The organism is Pedobacter sp. SL55 (assembly GCF_026625705.1).
GTDB lineage: Bacteria > Bacteroidota > Bacteroidia > Sphingobacteriales > Sphingobacteriaceae > Pedobacter.
In genome coordinates this window covers 2330836-2353309 of the sequence record NZ_CP113059.1, presented here as the reverse complement: position 1 = coordinate 2353309, position 22474 = coordinate 2330836, and the positions used below count along the sequence as shown (strand labels likewise).

Below are 22474 nucleotides of genomic sequence, written 5' to 3'. Positions count from 1 at the left end.
ATTCTATATTAGGTTTAAAATCATGATGTAATGCGGCCCAACGCCTGGAATTTCGAATTCTTCAGAAATAATTTCAAATCCTTGCTTCTTGTAAAAATCTATGGCCGAGGTACGGGCATTGCACCAAATATACTCAGCTTTTGCCGTTTTTATATAATCTACTGCATAATTTATAAGAGCAGCACCATAACCTTTACCAAAAAAAGGTGTATCGGTAGCCATACCGCGAAGCTGATAACCAAAAGCTTCCCTGCCTGCTAATTTTTGAGGATAGAAAGTAGCCACCGTAGCAATTTCGGTTTGGTTAACATAATAAGCTAGATGAAAAATACCTTCTGCATTATCTGTAGGAAAAACGCATGCTGCAATATCGGCACCATCCCTAAGCATCTTGCTTCTTAATGGCAATACAATTCCTAAAGGAACAAATTTGATCATGGTTATAGATTTGAGTATTGAGTATTGAGAATTGAGTATTGAGTATTGAGTATTGAGTATTGAGAACAACTCTAAAGTCTGTTACTTGTTTTTATTTTAATTTGATATAGGCTAATTTCTTGAATTTTGTTTATTTGGGGATTTGGTTATTCGGCAATTTGCCTAACCTCCACGCTTTGGACCACCAACTTTCTCACTTTTCCAACTTTCCCGACTTTTCTGACTTTCCCGACTTTTCTGACTTTCCGTCTTCCAAACTTCCAGAATCCCCAATTTACCTATCCGCCCAGTTTTCATCCATCCTACTCCTGACCACTGATCCCTAACTCCTGATCACTTGTAAACTGTTCATCATCCTTTCCACTACATCACCCAAACGATTAGAATAACCAGATTCATTATCGTACCAACCCACTACTTTTACCAAATCGCCAACAATAGAGGTTAATTGAGAGTCGAATATACAGGAGTAAGGATTATTGATCACATCAACAGAAACAATTGGATCTTCGGTATATTGTACAACTCCACTTAGACTCCCGGTAGCAGCAGCTTTAAATGCTTGGTTAATTTCAGCGATGCTAGTTTTCTTTTTGAGGATGCAGGTAAAATCCGTTAATGAACCGTTTAATACAGGCACCCTAATACCTGCACCACCTAATTTCCCATCTAAATGAGGAAAGATATGCGTAATTGCTTTTGCCGCCCCGGTTGTGGTTGGTATGATAGAAGAAGACGCTGCTCTAGCCCTACGCAAATCCTGATGCGGGGAGTCGTGCAGGTTTTGATCACCGGTCATAGAGTGTACCGTAGTAATGTAGCCATCTTCAATTCCCCAATTATCGTCCAGAATTTTTACCATAGGCGCTACATTATTGGTAGTACACGAAGCGTTAGATAAAATTGGCAACGAAAAATCTACGTCTTCATCGTTAACGCCCATTACCACCATTGTGATTTCCTTATCTGCCGCTGGGGCCGAGATTAGCACTTGTTTAGCACCAGCCTGCAAGTGTTTATCTGCACCAGCCTTATTGGCAAATTTACCTGTGGCCTCTACTACCAAATGTACATTTAACTCTGCCCAAGGCAATGCTTCTGGATTGGCATTGGCTAGTATTTTTATTTTCCTACCATCAACAACCAAGTATTCGCCCTCGGCTTTAACATCACCTTGATAAATACCATGAACCGAATCGTATTTAAACAAATGCGCCAAGGTAGCAGACGTAGTTAAGTCGTTAATTGCTACGATCTCAAAATCCCTTTGCAACGCAGTACGAAGAAACATACGACCTATGCGTCCAAAACCATTAATGGCTATTTTCATTGCTATAATTTGTTTTCAAATTGATGAGGCCAATTAAATTTTGCTTGGTAACAATCATAAAATCATGATCATTTCAAAAGCTTCATCTTTATTAACTTCACGCAAAGCTAGCCAATATCTACAGAAAGAAAATCTAATATTAAAAATAAAGAAAAAACTATGACACCTTTAAGGTATCTTTCGTAAACACATCCAAAACGGTGTAAGATTTGGTAACCCTTCTGCCTTTCACGTATGTAAGCACCATATTAAAGGTCATGCAAATGCCTATCTGCAAAAAGATAAGCACAAAATTACCCAAATCGCTCAGCAATACCGTAATTGCAATTATACCTACATTAAACAGTAGGGTAACCAACAAAATCTGCTTAGCATTTAGCCCTAATCTCAGCAAGCGATGATGAATATGGTTCCTATCTCCCTTAAAAGGCGATTTTCTATTGATGATTCTAATGAAAAATATTCGCAACGAATCAAAAACAGGAACAATGAGAACGGCAACAGCAATAGCCGGGGCCGAATTAAAATAAGGCGTAGGAAAAGAGCCCACCTTATTGATCTCAATAAACTTGATAGCCAAAACTGCAGAAACCAATCCTATAATGAGCGAACCGGTATCGCCCATAAATATTTTTGCTGGCGGATAATTAAACACCAAAAAACCAAGGATAGCCCCAAGCATAGAAAAGGCAATGAAAGCATAGGCCACATCATTCCCTAAGGCAAAAAAAACACCAAAACAAAGACTTACGATAGCACCAACCGTACCAGCCAAACCATCTACACCATCTATAAGATTAAAAGCGTTATTGATAAAAATAATTAAAGCGATAGAAAAAACCCCTCCTGCAATAGGGTGTACATCCCAAATGTTAAACACCCCATAAAGGCTCGATAGCTTAAAGCCACCCAACACCACTAAAATTAGCGCAACCACAATTTGCAAGGCAAATTTGGTACTTGGGCTAACCCCATAAATATCATCCTTAATACCCAGAGCAAACAACAAAATGCTCGACGCAATTAGAAAGTTTGCCTCTTGGTAATGCACCGTGGTAGCAAATAACAAAACAGTTATGGTAAAACCACAAAACAAGCCAATACCACCCAACCTAGAAATATTTTCTTTATGCTCTTTTCTATGCAAATCAACAGAATCGAACAATTGATGTTTATTGGCGGCATGTATAATAGAAGGAATAGCAAACCTAACCAACAAAAATGCTAGCGATACGATTGAAAAATAAAACACCAAGGGGTACTCGGCAAATAGTTGTTTGGGCATGCTAATCTTTAAAGACTGACAGTCAAATTTATGAATTATTTACACAAATAAGTTGTGTTTTTTTTCAAAAGAACAAAAAATAACCTCTGCTTAACATACCAAGTTGTAGGTATTTCAAAAAAACTGGTTTATTTTCCTCAACTTTTTCAACACTAAAGCCAATAGTGGAAAAGGTATTTTATTATGTTTTAAAGCACTATAATCATTTAACAATGCTTGGTATCGATGCTTAGCAGACTGATTACTCATCCCCCCGTTACGCATATTTACCATAAGCAAGGGCAAATACCGTGTATTCATTTTTTGAGTATAACCATAACGCAGCATCAATTCGTAATCTGCTGCCGAGCCATAAGTCAAGCGATAGGCTCCGTACTTTTTAAATAGATTGGCTTTGATATACAAGGTAGGATGTGCGGGCATCCAGCCCATGGCCAAATCTTTAGGCGTAGCAGGTGCCGAACGCCATTTGCGCTGCACTTTCGTCACGTCATTTTGTGCTACATAATTCAAATCGCCATACACGGCCTCAACGCCAGACTCTTGAAACACTTTGGCCACCTCCGTAATTACACCACTATTGGCAAGTATATCGTCGGCATTTAAAATTCCAATCACATCGCCTGTAGCCAAGCCAATCCCTTTATTTAGCGCATCGTACATTCCTTTATCAGGCTCCGAAATTAAAACTGAAATTTCATTTTGATATGCTTTAGCAATTTCAAAAGACGCATCGGTAGACTTACCGTCAATTAAGATATACTCTAAATCTGCATAATCTTGAGCCAGCACAGACTCAATGCAGTCTCGCAGAAATTGCTCTGCATTATATACAACGGTAATGATAGTTACTTTCAACGATTGCAGTTTATGCCACGAAAATACGATTAAATTTGATGGTTGGTTTTTTGAGTTAAATTTTGAATGAGTAAATGAGTGAATATTCCTCACTCCTCCGGACATCGGACTTTTCGGACTTTTTACGTTGTTCGTTAGTCGTCTATCGCTTTTTGGGGATTCGTGGATTTGGAGATTAGTTGATTTGCCAATGCCACCAGCCTTCGGACCTCCGACATCGGACTAATTTAATTTTGATTGACTAAATGAGTAAATGATTGAATACTCCTTACATCTTCGGACATCTGACCTTTCAGACTTTTCGGACTTTTTACGCTGTTCGTTAATCGTGTATCGTTTTTTGGGGGATTCGTGGATTTGGAGATTCGGGGATTTGCCAATGCGACCAGCCTTCGGACCTCCGACATCGGACTAATTTAATTTTGATTGACTAAATGAGTAAATGAGTGAATACTCCTTACATCTTCGGACATCTGACCTTTCAGACTTTTCGGACTTTTTACGTTGTTCGTTAGTCGTCTATCGCTTTTTGGGGATTCGTGGATTTGGAGATTAGTTGATTTGCCAATGCCACCAGCCTTCGGACCTCCGACATCGGACTAAACAAATTTTGAATGAGTAAATGAGTAAATGAGTGAATATACCTCACACCTCCTGATATCTGACCTTCCCCGACTTTTCGGACTTCCCCGACTTTTCTAACTTTCCCGACTTTTCGGACTTTTCGGACTTCCCCGACTCTTTGCACCACCCACATCCTTAGCAAAAACGCTTAAAAACGCAATACCTAAAACTTGTGATTTACAAAATTTGACCCTTAGTTTTTTTATTTTATCATTTGACTCACAATAAAAAGTTGTAATTTGCACCTTCATTCAAACTAATGAACTACAACAAATTACCCTTAACAGTACTTATCTTTTTTAGCGTATCGGCAATGTTTTTCGGCTCCTGTTCTTTCAAAAGCAGAAACGCCTTATTAAAAACCCCTTACGATGCCGACACGGTTAAAACAGTAAGGGTAATCAACAGTTTAGACAATCCTGCCGACTATTACAACCTCATTAAACCAGAAGACGAGCTGGCCATTAGGAATGTACAAGATATGCGTTTAATTGTAAGAGACCCGCAATTGGGCAGCAATACAACTAACAACCAGCAAACCTACACTACATTTAAAGTAAACGCCAATGGCGAGGTAGTACTCCCTAAAATAGGCGCCATTAAAGTAGGTGGTTTAAACCGCACACAAGCGGCAGCCGAAATACAAAAAGCTTACGAAGCCAAAGAACTTAATGCTCCGTTAATTGATGTACGCATTGCCAACGCCTACATTGTATTGCTAGGCGAAGTGGGCAAGCAAGGCAAATACATTATAGACAGAGAAGATTACGAATTGGTAGATTTACTGGCCGATGCCGGAGGCCTAACGCCAAATGCCAACAACAAAATGTTACGCATATTTAGGGGCGACCGCAGTAATCCGGAAGTGATTATGGTGAACCTCAGCGATTATAGTTTCATCAAAGACCCTAAATTAAAGCTCCAGGCCAAAGATGTAATTTACGTAGAACCACGAAGAGCGGCGGTAAGTAGCCAAAACTTTCAGGCCTACTCCACTTTTATACAAGTGGGTTTCGTGATTGTAAATACCCTATTGTTAATTTATACACTTACCAAGTAATGGAACAGCCAGCGGCGGGGAATGCAAATGTGCAGCAAGATATAGACTACGTTAAAATCATCAAGATTGTACTTAGCAGGTGGTATTGGGTAGCGAGCTCGGTAATTATTGCCTTAATTGTAGCTTACCTTTATTTATGGTACACGCCAGAAGTATTCAGTACCAGTGCTTCCCTAAAATTCGACGAGAAGAGATCGGAAATATCTGAGCTGTTAAACGTACGCAACGTGTACGACCGCAACAATAAAATGCAGTCTGAGCAGTTTGTGATCCGCTCAAGAGATGTACTGAACAACGCAATAGGCAGCTTAGACTACAACATATCCTTTTACTTAAAGGGAAGGGTACGCACCAGCGATATTTATCCTCAAAAACCCTTAGATATCGCCATTATAGAACAAGACAGTGTAGAATTTACACAGGCGCTGTTCGAATATGAACCCATTAATGCCAGCACGTTTAAGCTAAGCCACCTAGAAAATGGCCAAGAAGTAAGCAAAAACTATCAACACGGGCAAATTATTTCGGTACCCGGCATCAAATTCAAGATCAACAATAGCACTTTCTCCAAAGACAACAATGCTATATACTGCTTTAAATTTAACACCAAGAGGAGTTTCTTAGGGCGTATCTCGAGCGGCCTAAATATGAGCGAAACCAAGGGAACCAATATCCTTACGCTATCGCAAACCGACAATAACCCCTATTTCGCTACCGATATCCTTAACGCCATTTTACGCTCGTACGTTAGCTACGATCGCAGTCAGAAAACCATATCGGCCACGCAAACCATTAAGTTTATAGACACGCTACAGCAAAACATGTCTAAGGTGGTTAAGGCTTCGGGCTCGCAACTAGAGCAGTTTAAAGTGAGCAATAAGGTATTAGATATTTCGGCAGCGGGCCAAGATGTAATGAAAAAACTTACCGACTTGGAAACCGAGAAAAACACGCTCAATCTGCAAGGTATTTTCATCAACCAGTTAGAAAAAGAAATTGTAGGCAATAAAAACCTTAATGCCATCAACTACAATTTGCAGGGCATTACCGACCCTATGTTGGCCAGCCTGCTTACGCAATACAACACCTTGTTGCTAGAACGAGAAACGGCGCTTAGCACGTTTAAACCTACTTCAGACAAGGTACAGCAAATAGACAAGCAAATTATAGACATTAAGGCGGCCTTTGTAAGCAATGCCCAAAGCCAAAGGCAAAAAAACCAAAAAACCATTGCCTTTTTAGACCAACAAATTGCTAGCATTAAGCAAACCTTTAATACGATACCCAAAGCAGAACGCGACCTCATTAACCTTCAATCTAGTTTTGAGATTAACCAAAAAGTATACAGCTACCTATCGGAGAAAAAATTAGAAGCACAAATAAGCAAGGCCGCCGTAACACCTGGAGCTACCATTGTAGATTTTGCGCTGTACAACCCTACGCCTATTGCGCCTGTACACAAAAAAACTTACGTAAGCGCCCTCATGATTGGTCTAATTTTAGGCATAGGCCTGATCTTTTTGGTAAGGATGCTTAACCCTTTCATTTACGATAAGGAAACCATCGAAAGCCTAACCAATATTCCAATTATTGGGGTAATTAGAAAATACCAGGATGCCATAGACGAAGATAACCGTCAGATCCTTTCCATCAAAAACCCCAAATCACTATTTGCCGAATCGGTAAGATCGGTACGTACCAACCTCAGTTTCTTGGCCTCAGAGAAAGCGAGCAAAATTGTGTGCATCACTTCCGAGATTTCTGGCGAGGGCAAATCGTTTACTACCGTAAATTTGGCAAGTACGCTAAGCTTAATTGATAAAAAGATAATTGTAATTGCGGCAGATTTAAGAAGATCGAAACTGCACCACACCTTTAAAGTAAACAACTTAAAAGGGCTAAGCTCTTACCTGTCTAACCAGGCAGAACTGGCAGAAGTAACCCATCCTACCGAAGTAGAAAACCTGATGTTTATCCCTGCTGGCCCAGTACCTCCTAACCCATCAGAACTCTTGTACTCTGATAAGATGAAGAACTTATTGGAAAGCCTTACCCAATCTTACGATTTCGTGATTGTAGACTCGGCACCAGTGGGTTTGGTTTCTGATGCCATTCCGCTAATTCGAATGGCCGATGTAAACCTATTTGTAATTCGCTCTGGCGTTTCGCGTTACCAAGCAGCCTCGGTACCCGAGCGCCTATCTAAAGAATTTAACTTATCTAATATCGCCATCATATTAAACGCTTTCGATAATGATATCCTGCATAGCAGGTACTATACTACCAATTACACGGGCAGTTACTATGCCAATTACTACTACTATTCGGATTATGCTAGTACTGGATATGGTGGTGGTTACTATAGCGATGAGCCCGGCAAAAAATGGTGGGAATTTTGGAAAAGGAAATAAAAAAATGATTGACAATTTGTACCGATGGTATCCAGTGTACACGAATTCGAGGGCAGAGAAAAAGGCTTATCAAGAACTACAAAAAAAAGGCATTGAAGCTTATCTCCCTTTAAGAAAAGAAGTAAAACAGTGGAGCGACCGTAAAAAAATAGTAGAAGAACCTTTATTCAAATCGTACTTGTTTGTGCGCATTTCGAATAAAGAACAGGCCGAAGTGCTAATGACGCCAGGCATCAGTCGTTTCCTATATTTTTCTGGAAAGATTGCCATAATGCCCGATAAGCAGATGGAAGACCTGAAATTGCTTTTGGCCTCCGGAGAAGAACTGGAGCTTATAGACCATGACATCCAACCGGGAGAAAAAGTAATTGTAAACGCTGGCCCTTTTAAAGGGATGATTGCCGAACTAGTTTCGATAAAAAATAAAAAAAGCTTGGTGCTAAAGCTAGAAAACTTGGGCTATGCACTAGAAATAAAAACCTCAATGGCTTATATAGAGCCGTTGAAATGAATGAAAGAGAATGAGTAAATGATGGAGTGAGTAAATGAGTAAATGAAATATCAGCATTAACGTTTATACGTGCTCATTCAATCATTCGAAATTTAATCATTCAAAATTAAATGCCCCGGAGGTACCGTAAATGGGACTGAAAGGGCGAAGCTGTATTCGATTAAGGAGTAAAAAAGGAGTTAGGAGTTAGGAATTAGGGACAAGAAATAAAGAGTAAAGAGTTGTGGAAGTTTTAAGTTACAAGTTGCGATTTACAGGTTACCATTCAGTCATTTACTCATTCAAAATTGTATTAGCAAAGACTAAAAAGCTGTGGAAGTTACGGGTTACAGGTTACGGGAAGTTGGATGTGCGAAGATTAAACGCTTAGTCAAATCACAAAATCCACGAATTAACAAATCTCCAAATCAACAATGAACCTGCTCTTCCTTACTTTAAAAACATTCAGTTTTACTGGCGGAATAGAAAAAGCTTGTCGATCGTTAATGTACGCCATCTCGCAACAAGAGCGCATGAGTTTAAGCACTTGGTCTATGTATGATGCCACGGCAGATTGCGATCACAAGTATGCGGCACAATCCATATTCAAAGGCTTTTCGGGCAGCCGAATATCATTTGCATTGGCTGTTTTGCGTAATGCGTTCAAATTTGATAAAGTCGTTTTAAGCCATATCAACCTGCTATTGTTTGGCAAGCTCATCAACATCATAAAACCCTCTACCCAAATCATCTTGTGGGCACATGGCATTGAAGTTTGGAGAACCATACCTAATTGGAAAAAGAAATTTCTACAAGAAAAAGCTGAAATTTGGGCAGTAAGCAACTATACCAAGCAACAATTGATAGAAAGACACCAAATTCCTTCAGCAAATATCAAGGTACTGCATAATACGCTCGATCCATTTTATAAAATACCTTCAAACTTTACTAAACCTAGCAACTTGCTAGATCAATACCAAATCAAACCAGATGCTTTTGTTTTGTTTACGCTAACCAGGTTATCGGCTACCGAACATGCCAAAAATTATGATTTGGCCATCAACGCCGTGAAAGCCTTAAAAGCTCAGTTTCCTCAACTCGTATATATAATAGGCGGCAAAGCCGATGAACAAGAGCAAATGCGATTGAGCCAACTGATTGCGAAGCACCAACTCTCAGATGAGGTAAAAATCATTGGTTTTATTGAAGAAAAGGAAATTGAAGCGCATTACCGTTTAGCAGATTGCTTTGTGCTCCCTAGCAAAAAAGAAGGTTTTGGAATTGTACTCATCGAAGCTGCTGCACATGGCTGCCAAGTGATTGCTGGCAATATCGATGGCAGTACCGATGCCCTACTGAATGGCAAGCTAGGCCAACTAGTCAATCCCGATAGCGAAGAAGAAATCATCAAAGCTATACAACAAGCATTGAATAACCCAGCACATGAGCCTAAAGCGCAACAAGCATTAACGGTAAAGCAATTTGGATTTGATAGGTATGTGGAAAAAGTTGGAGCGTTGTTAAAATGAAAATTCGTTTATCGAGTTTCATATATAATCGTTAATACCACTTAATCGATTAGATAAGCTGAAAAATAAAAATGTTACTAACTAAAAATATCCGCAACTTTGGTGTAACAGGCATTAGCCAATTAATTATTCAAGTTATCAGTGTTATCTCTGGTATTTTAGTTGTCAGGTTACTCTCCACTTCAGATTATGCTTTATTTACTTTGGCAAATACGATGTTGGGTACAATGATAATTCTTGCCGACGGAGGAATTTCGGGTAGTGTAATGGCTCAGGGCGGCCAAGTTTGGAATAACAAAAAGGCTTTAGGTAGAATTATGCAGACTGGTCTTGCCTTAAGGAAAAGGTTTGCTTACTACAGCTTGCTTTTTGCCATTCCTATATTGTATTATTTTTTACAAAGACTTAACCCAAACTTATTAAACTCAACGATAATAATATCCGCATTAATTCCTTTATTTTTTTTATCCTTTTCCAATTCACTCTTACAAATTGCTCCTAAATTACATCAAGATGTTAGCGAACTTCAAAAAAATCAATTGATATTAAATATCCTGAGACTAACATTACTTGTTTTTCTATACTTTATTCCTAAAGTTTCCGTGGCTTTACTAATCGGGGTTCTACCACTTTTATGGTCTAACAATAATCTAAAAAAAGTTTCCGGAAAATATATAGACTTTAATCAACAGACTGATGATATCGTAAAACAAAAGATGTATGCTACAGTAAAAAGAGTTTTACCTACATCTTTATACTATTGTTTATCCAGTCAAATCACAATATGGTTGATGTCTATCTTAGGCACTACATACGCAGTGGCACAACTTGGGGCACTTGGAAGATATAGTGCTTTTTTTCTATCATAACAATAATCATTTCTACAATAATCGTCCCAAAATATTCTAAACTTCTCCCAAACAAACAAATGCTATTGATTGCATTTATGAAAATAATAATTACTCTAACGGCTGGAATGGGGATAATCTTAATTGGATTTTGGTTATTTGCTACGCCTTTACTATTAATAATTGGAAAGCAATATAGTGGCCTTGAACACGAACTACTTTTAAGTATGATTGGAAGTTGCGTAAGCTTGCTTGCTGGAACTGTTTTTTCATTATATATTGCCAGAGGTTGGGTAATTAATCCTATTATATCTATACCTATTAACCTAGTCATCATTATTGTTGGAATCGTAATTTTTAATCCTTCTACTATTGAAAAGGCATTGGTACTGAATATTATCATAGCTGCAGGACAATTGCTGATGAATTTCATTTACGCACTTATCAAAATCAATAAAGTATCAAATGAAACAACTGTTCTTTAAAATTATTTTCAAAATAACTTCCATTTTAGAAAACGAAAAGCATAGACGATTGATAGATAAAATGAAATACTGCGGCATTAATGTCAGATTAGACAGATCAGTTCATATTCTAGTACCACAAGAGTTTGAAATAGGCAACAACAGCAGCATATCATCTTACACGACGATTTATGCCACATTTGGCGTAAAAATAGGAGAAAACTGCTTAATATCTAGCAATTGTGGAATATCTTCCTACAATCATGTTCCTAACTCTCTAAACCGTCCTCGAGACGTTTCGAAAGATAAAAATTATTCGAAACCAGTAACCATCGGAAATAATGTATGGATAGCAATGAACTGCTGCATTTTGCCTGGAGTAACAATAGGTAACAATTCCATTATTGGTGCAGGAAGTGTTGTAACTAGAAATGTTCCTGAAAACGAAATTTGGGCGGGTAACCCAGCAAAATTCATCAAAAAGTTAAGTTAGAAAATGTTATTATCTGTAATAATTCCAACTTGTAATCGTAACGATTTACTTAAAAAGTGTCTAGATGCATTACATCCCAGCATCCAAAATTTCGCAATAGATAACTATGAAATTATTGTTAGTGACGATAGTAAAGAGAATATAGCTAAAGAACTTGTTGAAACTGATTATAATTGGGTAAAATGGATTTCTGGCCCTAAAAAAGGCCCGGCCGCTAATAGAAATAATGGAGCACGATATGCGAATGGAGATTGGCTTGTTTTTTTAGATGATGATGTGTTACCGTCAACTGATTTTTTAGCCAACTATCACAAAGGTATTAACAGCAATCATAATGTGAAGGCGTTTGAAGGTGCCATTATACCTGATGACTGGGACCTTCTAAAAAAAGATCTTGCTGAATGCCCAATAAATACTAATGGCAACTGTTTCTGGACTGCTAATGTCGCGATTAACAAAGAGCTCTTTTTTCTTATAGAAGGATTTGACGATAGCTTTCATATTGCAGCACAAGAAGATCAAGATATATTTCTTCGTCTAAAAGAACATACTAAAATAGTTTTCTTAAACTATGCCATTGTTGTACACCCTGTACGAACAGTTTCTTTTTTTAAAAGCATAACATCAATTTATAAAAAATCTAGAAATTATATAAAATTCACGAAAAAGCATATAAAGAAAGGACGTGGGAATCTATTAAATTTTTCTATTTCACAATGGGAATTTCATACTATACACATGTTGAAGAATATCAGAAGTTTTAAGATTAAAAGTGCAATAGTTAACATATGTTGGATATTTTTTGGAGTTCCACTAAATATTTATTTATTAGCTAAAAATGAAATCTAAGATAATCGTATTAACTCCCATTAAAAATGAGGCTTGGATACTCGCTCATTTTCTATCAATTACTTCGAAATTTGCAGACCACATCATTATATTAGATCAAATGTCTAACGACGGTAGCAAAGCTATCGCAAAAAAATTTGAAAAAGTTATTCTCTTAGAAAACAACAATTCTGATTACGACGAAGCTTACCGACAAAATATTCTAATAAACAAAGCAAGAGAACTATTTCCCGACTATAAGCGTATACTAATTACGCTAGATGCTGACGAATTTATTAGCGCTAATGGAATAGTATCTTTGGAATGGAAATTAATAACGAGTGCAAAAAAAGGAACAGTTTTATATTTCGAAAAGCCTGATTTATACCTAAATGCAACTGATTGTGTAAGATATATAGATAACAAATGGCCACTAGGAATAGTGGATGATGAAAATTTAATACACACCGCAACGAAAATTCATAGTATTAGAGTTCCAATTCACGAAAACTCTGAAAAAATATATCTAAATGAAATTATCTTCCTACATACTGCGTACTTGCGCCCAAGTATACAGCGAGCAAAATTTAGATTCTATAGTGTAAAAGAAAACATCAATAATTCAAATCCTTGGTATAGGCGTAGACGAAGATATAGAGCCCCAAACCACTTATTAATCAAACCCGTGATTTCTCAAACGCCTACTGAATGGTTAGCTCATGAAGGATTCTCTCTTTTAGATATAAAAGATAGTATCGAGACCTGGCATAATACAATAGTAGCTGAAGACATTTGTAACAAAGGAAGTATTTATTTTTGGTTAGATGATATTTGGGATATAAGCTGGAACAGATATAATCGGAAACAAAAAATTATTAGTCCTCCTATGTTATTAACATTTTTTTTACGTCTATTTGATAAATACATTTTGAAATGATGTGCTTTTAGCTTCTTAAAAATTTGTCTAACTTGGATGATTAAGAGCATTTAAAAAGTTAAATAAATGATACCTTAATAGTCCAAAAATATTTCGCCAAAACTCCAGATACGAATTTGTCACTTTCTCAATATCATTATTAGCGATCTTATAATTGGAACTAGAAAACCGAATTAAATAGGGATTCCAAATTTTATTTAGGACACTCAGCTCCTAAGTTTTTTATAGCAACTTCAACAATAGTGTTAAAGTTCTAATTTGTATATATGAAAATTACAAACTATTTGCTTAGCATTTGTATTCCAACTTACAATAGATTTAACTATCTAACAGAGTTAGTTGAAGATATTTTTTCACAACATGGATACTCCACCTCGACTATCGAGTTAATTATAGCTCAAGACCGATTTAAAGATGGCCAGTTTTGTAAAAAAACGGAGGAATACGGAAAAGCACTTGAAGCAAGCTTTGAAAACATAACTTACAACCTAACTTCCAAAAATTTAGGCTTAGCTGGTAATTGGAACAATTGCGTAAACTTGGCTAAAGGAGAATATTGCATAATTTTAGGTGATGACGATTTATTTGTAGAAGGAGCTTTGAGCACCTATTTAGATCTAATCGCAAGATCGAACGCTGACATCATATTCTCTAACCACTTATTAATAGATGATAAAGGAGAAGTGCTGGAGAATTCCTATTCAAACAATGAAAAATTTAATAGAGGCGATTTAAATGAAGGAATTTTGTTAGATCCTGAAAAAAACATTTGGCAAAACGCTATCCCTATCTCTACATCAGCCATTAAAACTTTTTTTTAAAAAAGGAGATGTTTAGAGAAAATCTGAACACACCAGAGATTGAATTCTTCCTAAGAGTTTGGAACAATCATCAGGCTTCTTTTTATTTCCATAATGCCTATCTAATTAAATATAGAATTCATTTTCAATCCGCAACATCTAGCGGTCTTTCTATTCACAATTTATTCTTATGGTTAAAAGATATTGCGGTTAGTGAAAATAATAAAAAATACAAAATAAACTTTCTAAACCGTTTATCTGTTCCTGCGATGAATAGTTTTCTAAGAGAAGGAGACCTTAAAAAAGCAAAATTAGTCTACTATTCTGAGTTCTACAAAGATGTAAGTTTTTTAAATTATAAATCTACCATTCAGAAAATAATACTATTATTCCCATTTATTAGAAAGTATATTTAATTATAATTTAAAAAATCTTGCCGCATTAATACTTATAAGTATAAAAAGATCTATATAACTCCGAAAAATAAGTGAAAGAGAGTAATAAAAAAATATTATTCATTTGTGGTTCATTAGGAAATGGAAACGACGGCGTTGGCGACTACACATTAACCCTTGCGAAACAGCTCGATAAAATGGGCCATAACATATCTATCATTGCTCTTAATGATAAATATTTGTCTCAAAATAACTATATAAAAGAAAATATCGCTGATATCAATATACTCAGAATTCATCATACTCTGCACATTTCGGCAAAAAAATCACTTATTAAATCTTTTCTGACATTACATAACCCCAGATTTATTAGCTTGCAATTTGTTCCATTTGCATTTCAAAATAAAGGTTTGCCAATCAACTTATTATTTTTACTAAATAGTTTTGAAGATTTGAAATGGCATATAATGTTTCATGAGCTATGGGCCGGCATGGAAATAAACGACTCATATCGATTAAAGATATTAGGTTATTTACAAAAGAAAATCATACATTATTTAATATTTAAATTACAGCCTTTTGCCATTCACACTTCTAACACTCTATACATTCATCAGCTGAAAAAAGTTACTAAACTATATGTTTCTAAATTGCCTTTGTTTGGAAATATTGAAAAAAATGAATATATAAGCGTAGATAGCGACAAAAAAAAGAATTCAGAGTCATAATTTTTGCTGGAATACATCATGGAGCTCCAATAAGACTTTTCCTGAAATGGATAAAATCGGAAATAAAAAAACAAAACTTATTTTTAAAATTTACTTTTGTTGGGAGAAACGGTTCTTATCTGGAATCGTGGGAAAAAGAAATGAATCAGCAGAAAATACATTATGATGTTTTGGGTATACAGCCTGACAGTGTTATTTCAAAATTATTTACAGCTTCAGATTTAGGTATATCGACGACCCCATATTATTTATCAGACAAAAGTGGATCAGTTGCGGCTATGCTTGAGCATGCATTGCCTGTTTTATGTGTAAGTAGAAAATGGATACCGAGTGTTGCTTTAGATTTTGCATTGCTAGAGAACAAAAATATAATAAAATGGGATGACCAGCTTAGTTTGAATGACATCATAATCAGATCTATTAATCACAATAATTTATCCTCAATAACCAATCAATTCCTTGAAAGTTTGAAAGAATAATGGCAACATTAAGTTACTTGTGGAAGAACAGAGCAAAGTTTTCTATCCTCCAAAAAAGCTTTTATAGAGCATGGGGAAAAAGACTACTGACGCTCAAATCATTATATCTACGTAACAGGCGCAGATATAATTTAACAAGAAAAGGTGCTACAATAGCTAACACAGCAGAAATAGGAAAAATTAAGTTAGGAGGAAAAACAAATAACTTAACCGTTGGCGAAAATACATTTATAGGGAATGTCGAATTGGCACTACATGATAAAATTAATATTGGTAATTTTGTTTGCATTAATGATGGCTCTGTCTTATTAACTGCTTCTCATGATCTATCAGATCCATTATGGCAACAAAAAAAGAAACCAATTATTATCCAAGACTATGTATGGATTGCAACAAATGCAATTATTTTACCGGGAGTTAAAATTGGCAAAGGTGCAGTAGTAGGTGCTGGTTCGGTTGTGACTAGAGACGTCAAATCCTATGATATTGTTGGGGGCAATCCTGCGATACCCATTGGAAAAAAACGAGTTGAAAACCTAAAATATAATCCTTGTGAGTTTTTAGCAGCAAATCGTGCGTGGTTAAAAACCTGGTAAATTAACAATTTTGAAATTATCAAAAAAAATAAAGTTTAATGAGTTTTTGCTAGTTGGAATATTATTATTCACAGTTTTAAGTGGTGCCGTACGAAAATGGATAACAAATAATGGTGGAATAAATAATATTATTACACTTATGCAAATTCTAGTAGTTTATCTTTTAGTTTTTATAAAAGGTAGATCTACACTCAGCAATAAAAATATTGCTGGTATTTTTTTCATCTATGTTTCATATCTAGTAATTGCTGCATTTAACCCACTATCTCCATCCATTTATCATACTATCAGCGGCTTAATAATACATCTTAGTTTTTGGTTAGGGCTATTTGTCTACATTGCAAACAGAGATTTTATAAAGTTTGATAGATTTTACTACCTAATTTTAGTATTAATAATACTAGAGGCTATATTAGCAATAATTCAATATCAAATGCCTAGAGAGAGTGCGATTAATCAATACGTAATCGAACAGGAATTTGACGAAGAAAGTGCATTAAAGATAGCAATGGTTGGAAATGCTGTTAGGGTAACAGGAACGTTTTCTTACATAGCTGGTTTTTCTGCTTTTGTATTATTTGTTCAGTTATTTTCATTTTCACTTTTCTACAGAGAAGATAAAAATAAACATTTTGCTATAATAGGAGTGGCTCTGAGTTTAATTCTAGCTTTTTTAACAGGCTCTAGGTCTACTACAATCATTAATATCTTTTTAACAATCTCATTTTTCGTCTTTCAGCTAAGAAATTATAACTACAAACAACTTATATCTATACTCGGAGGATTATTTTTGATAATATCTATAAATCTCAGTATCGGAGACCCACTTCATACCATTGACTTTGTGTCCAACTCTTATGAAAATCTAGATACAAGATTTGAAGATAACAGAGATGAAGGACAAGGAAGAATTCTTACTCCCATTAATACTTTAATTAATAATGAATTTCCCAACAAAATAATAGGTAATGGTCTAGGTATAAGTTATCCCGCAATTGTGGCTGTTAAAGGAACATCTAAAGTGGCAGAAACTTTCTGGGTCCAAGATGATGAAATTGGAAGAACCTTATTAGAAGGTGGATATATTTTGCTTATTTTAAAGCTACTACTCATAATAACCGCATTGAAGCTTTTGCAAATGGATAAACGGTTTATGACAATAGCATTCTCACTAATATTTATATATATGCCCCTCACTACAAATATATATAACATCGTATTTTTCCTCATGGGAATTATTTATCTTGAACAGGCTATTTTAAGCAGTAAAAATACTGAAATTTCATTAAAATGAAAGTAATCGTTTCCCATCCTGGTAAACAACATGCCTACAAATTATTAATAGCATTGCAACAACTTGGTATTGAAGTTACATTTTGTACAAGTTTCGCTTTAAAAAAACAAGATAACTATTTTGCGAATAGATTTTTCGGTAAAAGGTTGTTAATCAATAGTAATGTAGCGTTAAAAACATTCCCCATTCTAGAGTTAATACGTTTGCTTGGAAGAAAAATTATTAAGCCAATTGTTGCACAACACTATTTTGAGAGAACTTTCGATCGATTAAGCTCAAATTGGCTGAAAAGGCAGGAATTTGATATTTTTATTGGCTATGAATGTTCCTCTCGCTTATGTTTCGAAGTATGTCGAGAGATGGGTAAAGTTTCATTATTGGATTTAGCCCAAATACATTATAACGAGCTTAAGCAATTAGGCAAAGAATATGAATGTCTAAATTATCTTTTGGAAGATGGTATTAGATCTAAGATAGACGGCACTAAACATAGAGAGCTCGAACTTTGCTCGAAAATATTGTCGATATCAAGCTTTGTTAAAGAATCATTATTAAAAAATAACATTCCAAAGAATAAAATTTTTGATTTGCCAATCGGAAATAAGTCTATTGTTAAAAATATCAAAAAAAGAAATCGGATAAATTTGAAATCATCTTTGTTGGTTCCATAAGGAACCAAAAAGGAGTTGAGCTATTAATTAAATGCTTAGACGAGATAGCAGATAATAAGATACAATTAACGCTTATTGGTCAGATAAATGAAGATCATTATGATAATTTGATTAAGGCGAGAAACTATATCATACATATTCCATATGTTCCAAACGAAGCATTAAATGAATATTATCAGCGTAGCGATATCTTTGTTTTACCATCCTATTTAGATAGTTGGGGAATGGTAGTAATTGAAGCCATGTCAAATGGAGTTCCAGTGATTGTTACTGAAAATTGCGGGGCTAAAGATGCTGTAAAAAGAGGTGGTGGAATTATTATTAAACCAGATAGTATTATGGATTTGAAACAAGCCATAGAATTTTATATGAAAGATGAAATGGCAAGGGAAATAGATGGCGCTAAAGCAAAAGAAATTGCATTAAGTTATAATGATATAAATTATCAACAGAAATTAAAGGACATCTTAGAAATAGTAAATCAGATTTAGTCATATTTTATCTCTCTATTTAATATTAATATTTTTTTTCAGATATAAATTTTAAACCCACCCCCTCCAAACCCCATAAAAAAAGACCCGCACGGGTCTTTTTCGCGTTTAAAGCTAATCAGCGCCTACGCCAATACCGGTAGAGCAGAACCATTAACAACAACACTAGCCCGGCGCCCAAGCTAAGCCAACGTTGGGTTTGGGTTTGCACTTCTTTTTCGCCTTGCTTCATTTGGCTAATCACTTGCTGCTCCTCTTGGTTTTCTAGCACCTCCTAACCGGAACTCAACAAACACCAGTACTTTGAAGCCTTTGCGCTTGTTGCCGCAGTAGCACCACTGCCTTAGCCCTACCCACAAAACCATCTGGGCCAAATTGTATGGCACCATCGGGGTAAATGAGTACCTGCTCTTTAAGTGCGGTGCTATCATTTTGCCAATAGCGGTGCGCCAGCTGTGTTTGGCTGGCCAAAAGTTGTGCTTGCTGCGTTTCAACCTTTTCGGTCTGTTGTTGTCGCTGCATCCAACGTTGTTTACTGCTACAGGAACCTAACAACAATAAAAATAACCAAGCAACAACGATGAACGAAAATCGAACAACGAAAAAACTCCTTTTCATGGCCTCCCTCCTTCCTTAACTGGCAACCAATTGGCATAAGCGGCAATGGTTTTGGCATGCCGCAGCTTGCGGTACACGCCATCCCCTTCTCTACTACCAGCGATATTGGTATTGCCTTCTATGGTGTAGATCCATTGGTCTTTTTGTTTTTCTACCAAGCCTGCGTGGGCAATGCGCCTCTTATCTTTAAAATAAATGCCAAATACCGTAGCGGGCTTTGCTGTACCAACTTGCTTAGCTTTGGGAAATAAAGCTGGGCTCCAGGCTGTGCAGGGTTGCTTATACCCAGCCTGCCCAAACACCCAGCTTACAAAGGCGGCACACCAAGGTTCGCCTTTTATGTTGCCAGTATAAAGCAGATAGCGCTCTACTTCTTCGCCATCGTTATGGCCTGTAGCCTCCCTTACACCTACTTGCGATTGTGCAATGGTTAGGAGTTGGTTAATTTGATGACCTGGAGATTTGGTAGTTGGACTACTAAATCTTTTGGTTTTCAATGGATGAAAAGTGCCGACTGCAACGATCAGATACAGTACAGTATAGTTTAAATATGTTTTAATCATGTCAGTTGAATTATTTTTTTTTATGAGTACACTACCGATAATCCGATAGCTATCGGATAGGCGCATGAGCTATGGTGGTGATATTTTATTTTTTGTATCCTTGGAAGAAGTAAAATGAGATTGAGCGAAAGCATGCCTAACGTTGAAAAAAATGGCTACATCAAGGGGCTTTATTCGACTTTTGTCTTGATACAAAAGTTAACAAAAAATCAAGGCTACATTGCCTTCCTTACATTACACTAGCGTACCTTCAATAGCGAAATTAGGAGGTCTTTTCCCTGGCCAATCCCTATCGCTCGACTGCCTAATTTCTTGTACCTTGATAGAGGTAAGGAACTGCAAAAGGTCCACTGCGTACTGCTACAGAATGCAATAAGGCCGTCTGCGTACTTAGCAATGGCAGTGGGTAAATCATCAAATCCCCAAATCCCCGTATCCACTGTTAACGAACAACCAACTAACATATCGCGATCAGTGCGCCAATGGCCGAGCAGAGCAACAAAGCATAGCAGGCCAAATACATGAGGTATTGTTCCCATAGTTTCAGTAATTTAAACTGGGCAATAAGTTGGTGGATAGCAGGCAGCCCCATACGCAATAATAAATAGCGCAACAGGTGATAAGCTGCCGCAACAGCCAATAACCAACAGCAGAAGCCGAGCAGCACTACGTGCAATATACCCAGATCTACAAAGCCAGCGGCCAGTTGCAGGGCGTTAAATACATAAGGTATGGCCAGCCAGCTGATGATTAGCAGGGCTAGAATGTGCCAGAAATTTAAGGGTACGGGTACCCAAGGTTTGCTAAGGTATTGAAGTAATGTTTTCATGATTTTTATTTTTTTAATTTGTTGGTGGTAATTGGAGGGGGCATGGGTTTGGGTTATATATTAACTGGCTCTTCCCATACGGTGCATACTACCTAAGTTGAGTTGTGAACTTATGGGATAATTTGTATTGTTCTTCATTTTGTCTTGATACAAAACGATGCAAAAAATCAAGGCTTGCCTAAATCCCCTTGCACTAAGCTAACAACAGCATCATAGCACAAGAAAAGGCGTTTGCTTTTGCTCAATCTCCACACACGCTGCTTTCTTGCGTGGCAGTAAGTGCTCGATTGTTTGTAGAAAGCTGTGTGTTGCTTTCTGCGGCGGCGATAGGCGAGGCCATTTTGTGCTTAGCAGTAGGGCTCGAATCCCCAAATCAACCAACAACAATGATCGAATTAACGAATCTCCAAATCCCCGAATAAACGATGAACAATTAACGAATCCCCAAATCAACCAACAACGATGAACGAGCAACGAACAATCAACAACGGCTCCTAGCGCAGCGCTACGCCAGAAACCGAATTGTAATTACCGTTGGCTAGCTGATAACTGCCGAGCCTAAGTAGACACTAGTGGCGGCTCTTTTTAGTTCCGTATTCACAAAACTTAACCATACATGTACGGTATCGCCTGTAAAAGCTGCCGGAACCGCAATAGCTGCAGTCATGTCTTCGCGTTGGGCCACATCATTGGATATGATGAACTGTCCCTTATCGCTATTATAAACTACTGCCAAGAGCACATCGGTCGCTTCGGCAAGCACCTGGCCACTATTGTTGGCCCATTGCAAGTTAACCGTAGCAGGTTGCAACGTTTCCATTGCCCCATCTTTTACGCCGATCACTTCGCCCTTACTGATCAATACTTTGGTATAATCAATCATAAAATCTGGGCTATCGCCTAACAGCGCCTGTTTCAAATGGTAAGAAACGGCATTATTTAGCCGAGAACTTACACCCGAGGAGCTACCATAATATTCGGATAATAGCGCCGTTAGCGGGCTTAAAAAGCCAATAATCGCTGCAAACTTTTCTCGCTGTACCACCTGTTTTTGGCTAGGGTTAGTATTCGATTTTTTGGGCAAACTGCGCATCACGTTTAGCCCTCTCCAATTAGAACCAATTACGGTTCCTACTTTTCCTGAAAATCCACCTAGGATTCCTTTGTTAAATGTTCCCATTTTTTTAAAAATTAAGTTGAAAAAAATTGTTTCCCAACCCATTGTTTTGCCGGCAAAAGCGATTGGTTGAACGAATGTAAAGGCTCTTTTTGGAAAAAATAAACAGCTGGCTAGTATTGGCAGGGTTTGACCGAATTTGGCCGCTTTTGACCAGTTGAAGAATAACCTTGTTCGAGACTTGTTCGAGAATGGTGGCTGTTTGTTCGGAAAAATGTCCTTTTTACCGAAGAAACCC

At 36.9% G+C, this 22474-nt stretch carries 25 protein-coding genes; 17 read left to right on the top strand and 8 right to left on the bottom strand.

Translation table 11 applies throughout. From position 1 onward, the window contains the following. Nucleotides 1-3: 3 nt before the first annotated feature. The 4 genes from OVA16_RS10625 to OVA16_RS10610 form a co-directional block, all read right to left on the bottom strand. On the bottom strand, nt 4-438 hold the full coding sequence (locus tag OVA16_RS10625) for a GNAT family N-acetyltransferase (RefSeq protein ID WP_267759147.1): 435 nt from the start codon (nt 436-438) through the stop codon (nt 4-6). 322 nt (nt 439-760) lie between these two features. Beyond that, nucleotides 761-1768: a type I glyceraldehyde-3-phosphate dehydrogenase gene (gene gap, locus OVA16_RS10620; RefSeq protein WP_267759145.1), complete on the bottom strand. Its 1008-nt coding sequence runs from the start codon at nt 1766-1768 to the stop codon at nt 761-763. A 157-nt stretch (nt 1769-1925) separates the two neighbouring features. Continuing rightward, nucleotides 1926-3053 (bottom strand): MraY family glycosyltransferase, encoded by a 1128-nt coding sequence (locus OVA16_RS10615; RefSeq protein ID WP_267759139.1) that lies wholly within the window; start codon nt 3051-3053, stop codon nt 1926-1928. Nucleotides 3054-3167: 114 nt separating this feature from the next. Next, nucleotides 3168-3911: a glycosyltransferase family 2 protein gene (locus tag OVA16_RS10610; RefSeq protein WP_267759137.1), complete on the bottom strand. Its 744-nt coding sequence runs from the start codon at nt 3909-3911 to the stop codon at nt 3168-3170. Nucleotides 3912-4794: 883 nt separating this feature from the next. On the opposite strand from OVA16_RS10610, the gene OVA16_RS10605 reads away from it, so the two are divergent. The 17 genes from OVA16_RS10605 (at nt 4795) to OVA16_RS10525 (ending at nt 19049) form a co-directional block, all read left to right on the top strand. Next, nucleotides 4795-5595, top strand: a complete 801-nt coding sequence (locus OVA16_RS10605; RefSeq protein ID WP_267759135.1) for a polysaccharide biosynthesis/export family protein — start codon at nt 4795-4797, stop codon at nt 5593-5595. After that, nucleotides 5595-8006 (top strand): GumC family protein, encoded by a 2412-nt coding sequence (locus OVA16_RS10600; RefSeq protein ID WP_267759133.1) that lies wholly within the window; start codon nt 5595-5597, stop codon nt 8004-8006. The genes OVA16_RS10605 and OVA16_RS10600 overlap by 1 nt, the downstream gene beginning before the upstream one ends. After that, a complete protein-coding gene (locus OVA16_RS10595) occupies nt 7927-8517 on the top strand; it encodes a UpxY family transcription antiterminator (protein ID WP_267759131.1) in 591 nt (196 codons plus the stop codon). Before OVA16_RS10600 ends, OVA16_RS10595 begins: the two co-directional genes overlap by 80 nt. Before the next feature lie 413 nt (nt 8518-8930). Further along, nucleotides 8931-10025 carry a glycosyltransferase family 4 protein gene (locus tag OVA16_RS10590; RefSeq protein ID WP_267759129.1) on the top strand — a complete coding sequence of 365 codons (1095 nt, stop codon included), beginning with the start codon at nt 8931-8933 and terminating at the stop codon, nt 10023-10025. Nucleotides 10026-10096: 71 nt separating this feature from the next. Then, a complete protein-coding gene (locus tag OVA16_RS10585; protein ID WP_267759128.1) occupies nt 10097-10894 on the top strand; it encodes a hypothetical protein in 798 nt (265 codons plus the stop codon). A 77-nt stretch (nt 10895-10971) separates the two neighbouring features. Next, the gene (locus OVA16_RS10580; RefSeq protein WP_267759126.1) at nt 10972-11358 is read left to right on the top strand and encodes a hypothetical protein; all 387 of its coding nucleotides are present in this window, start codon (nt 10972-10974) and stop codon (nt 11356-11358) included. Continuing rightward, nucleotides 11339-11830: an acyltransferase gene (locus tag OVA16_RS20075; RefSeq protein ID WP_324288363.1), complete on the top strand. Its 492-nt coding sequence runs from the start codon at nt 11339-11341 to the stop codon at nt 11828-11830. Before OVA16_RS10580 ends, OVA16_RS20075 begins: the two co-directional genes overlap by 20 nt. A 3-nt stretch (nt 11831-11833) precedes the next feature. Continuing rightward, the gene (locus OVA16_RS10570; RefSeq protein WP_267759124.1) at nt 11834-12679 is read left to right on the top strand and encodes a glycosyltransferase family 2 protein; all 846 of its coding nucleotides are present in this window, start codon (nt 11834-11836) and stop codon (nt 12677-12679) included. Then, entirely contained in the window at nt 12669-13595 is a 927-nt protein-coding gene (locus OVA16_RS10565) for a glycosyltransferase family 2 protein (protein WP_267759122.1), read from the top strand. Before OVA16_RS10570 ends, OVA16_RS10565 begins: the two co-directional genes overlap by 11 nt. Before the next feature lie 266 nt (nt 13596-13861). Continuing rightward, entirely contained in the window at nt 13862-14416 is a 555-nt protein-coding gene (locus OVA16_RS10560; protein WP_267759120.1) for a glycosyltransferase family 2 protein, read from the top strand. Nucleotides 14417-14424: 8 nt separating this feature from the next. Next, the gene (locus tag OVA16_RS10555) at nt 14425-14811 is read left to right on the top strand and encodes a hypothetical protein (protein ID WP_267759118.1); all 387 of its coding nucleotides are present in this window, start codon (nt 14425-14427) and stop codon (nt 14809-14811) included. A gap of 71 nt (nt 14812-14882) precedes the next feature. Further along, nucleotides 14883-15518, top strand: coding sequence for a hypothetical protein (locus OVA16_RS10550; protein WP_267759116.1), 636 nt, complete (start codon nt 14883-14885; stop codon nt 15516-15518). A 140-nt stretch (nt 15519-15658) separates the two neighbouring features. Further along, on the top strand, nt 15659-15997 hold the full coding sequence (locus OVA16_RS10545) for a hypothetical protein (protein WP_267759114.1): 339 nt from the start codon (nt 15659-15661) through the stop codon (nt 15995-15997). Further along, nucleotides 15997-16593 (top strand): acyltransferase, encoded by a 597-nt coding sequence (locus OVA16_RS20070; RefSeq protein ID WP_324288362.1) that lies wholly within the window; start codon nt 15997-15999, stop codon nt 16591-16593. Before OVA16_RS10545 ends, OVA16_RS20070 begins: the two co-directional genes overlap by 1 nt. A gap of 10 nt (nt 16594-16603) precedes the next feature. Then, complete coding sequence (locus OVA16_RS10535) at nt 16604-17887, top strand: hypothetical protein (RefSeq protein WP_267759112.1); 1284 nt, start codon at nt 16604-16606, stop codon at nt 17885-17887. Next, on the top strand, nt 17884-18558 hold the full coding sequence (locus tag OVA16_RS10530) for a hypothetical protein (protein WP_267759111.1): 675 nt from the start codon (nt 17884-17886) through the stop codon (nt 18556-18558). The genes OVA16_RS10535 and OVA16_RS10530 overlap by 4 nt, the downstream gene beginning before the upstream one ends. Beyond that, a complete protein-coding gene (locus tag OVA16_RS10525) occupies nt 18537-19049 on the top strand; it encodes a glycosyltransferase (RefSeq protein ID WP_324288605.1) in 513 nt (170 codons plus the stop codon). The genes OVA16_RS10530 and OVA16_RS10525 overlap by 22 nt, the downstream gene beginning before the upstream one ends. A 285-nt stretch (nt 19050-19334) precedes the next feature. On the opposite strand, the gene OVA16_RS10520 is transcribed toward OVA16_RS10525, so the two are convergent. The 4 genes from OVA16_RS10520 to OVA16_RS10505 all read right to left on the bottom strand — a co-directional run bounded on the left by OVA16_RS10520 (nt 19335) and on the right by OVA16_RS10505 (nt 22239). After that, a complete protein-coding gene (locus OVA16_RS10520) occupies nt 19335-19667 on the bottom strand; it encodes a hypothetical protein (protein ID WP_267759109.1) in 333 nt (110 codons plus the stop codon). Beyond that, nucleotides 19664-20230, bottom strand: coding sequence for a peptidoglycan-binding protein (locus tag OVA16_RS10515; protein ID WP_267759107.1), 567 nt, complete (start codon nt 20228-20230; stop codon nt 19664-19666). The genes OVA16_RS10520 and OVA16_RS10515 overlap by 4 nt, the downstream gene beginning before the upstream one ends. 457 nt (nt 20231-20687) lie before the next feature. Further along, nucleotides 20688-21059, bottom strand: a complete 372-nt coding sequence (locus OVA16_RS10510) for a hypothetical protein (protein WP_267759105.1) — start codon at nt 21057-21059, stop codon at nt 20688-20690. 538 nt (nt 21060-21597) lie between these two features. Further along, on the bottom strand, nt 21598-22239 hold the full coding sequence (locus OVA16_RS10505; RefSeq protein ID WP_267759102.1) for a DUF6266 family protein: 642 nt from the start codon (nt 22237-22239) through the stop codon (nt 21598-21600). Nucleotides 22240-22474 lie beyond the last annotated feature (235 nt).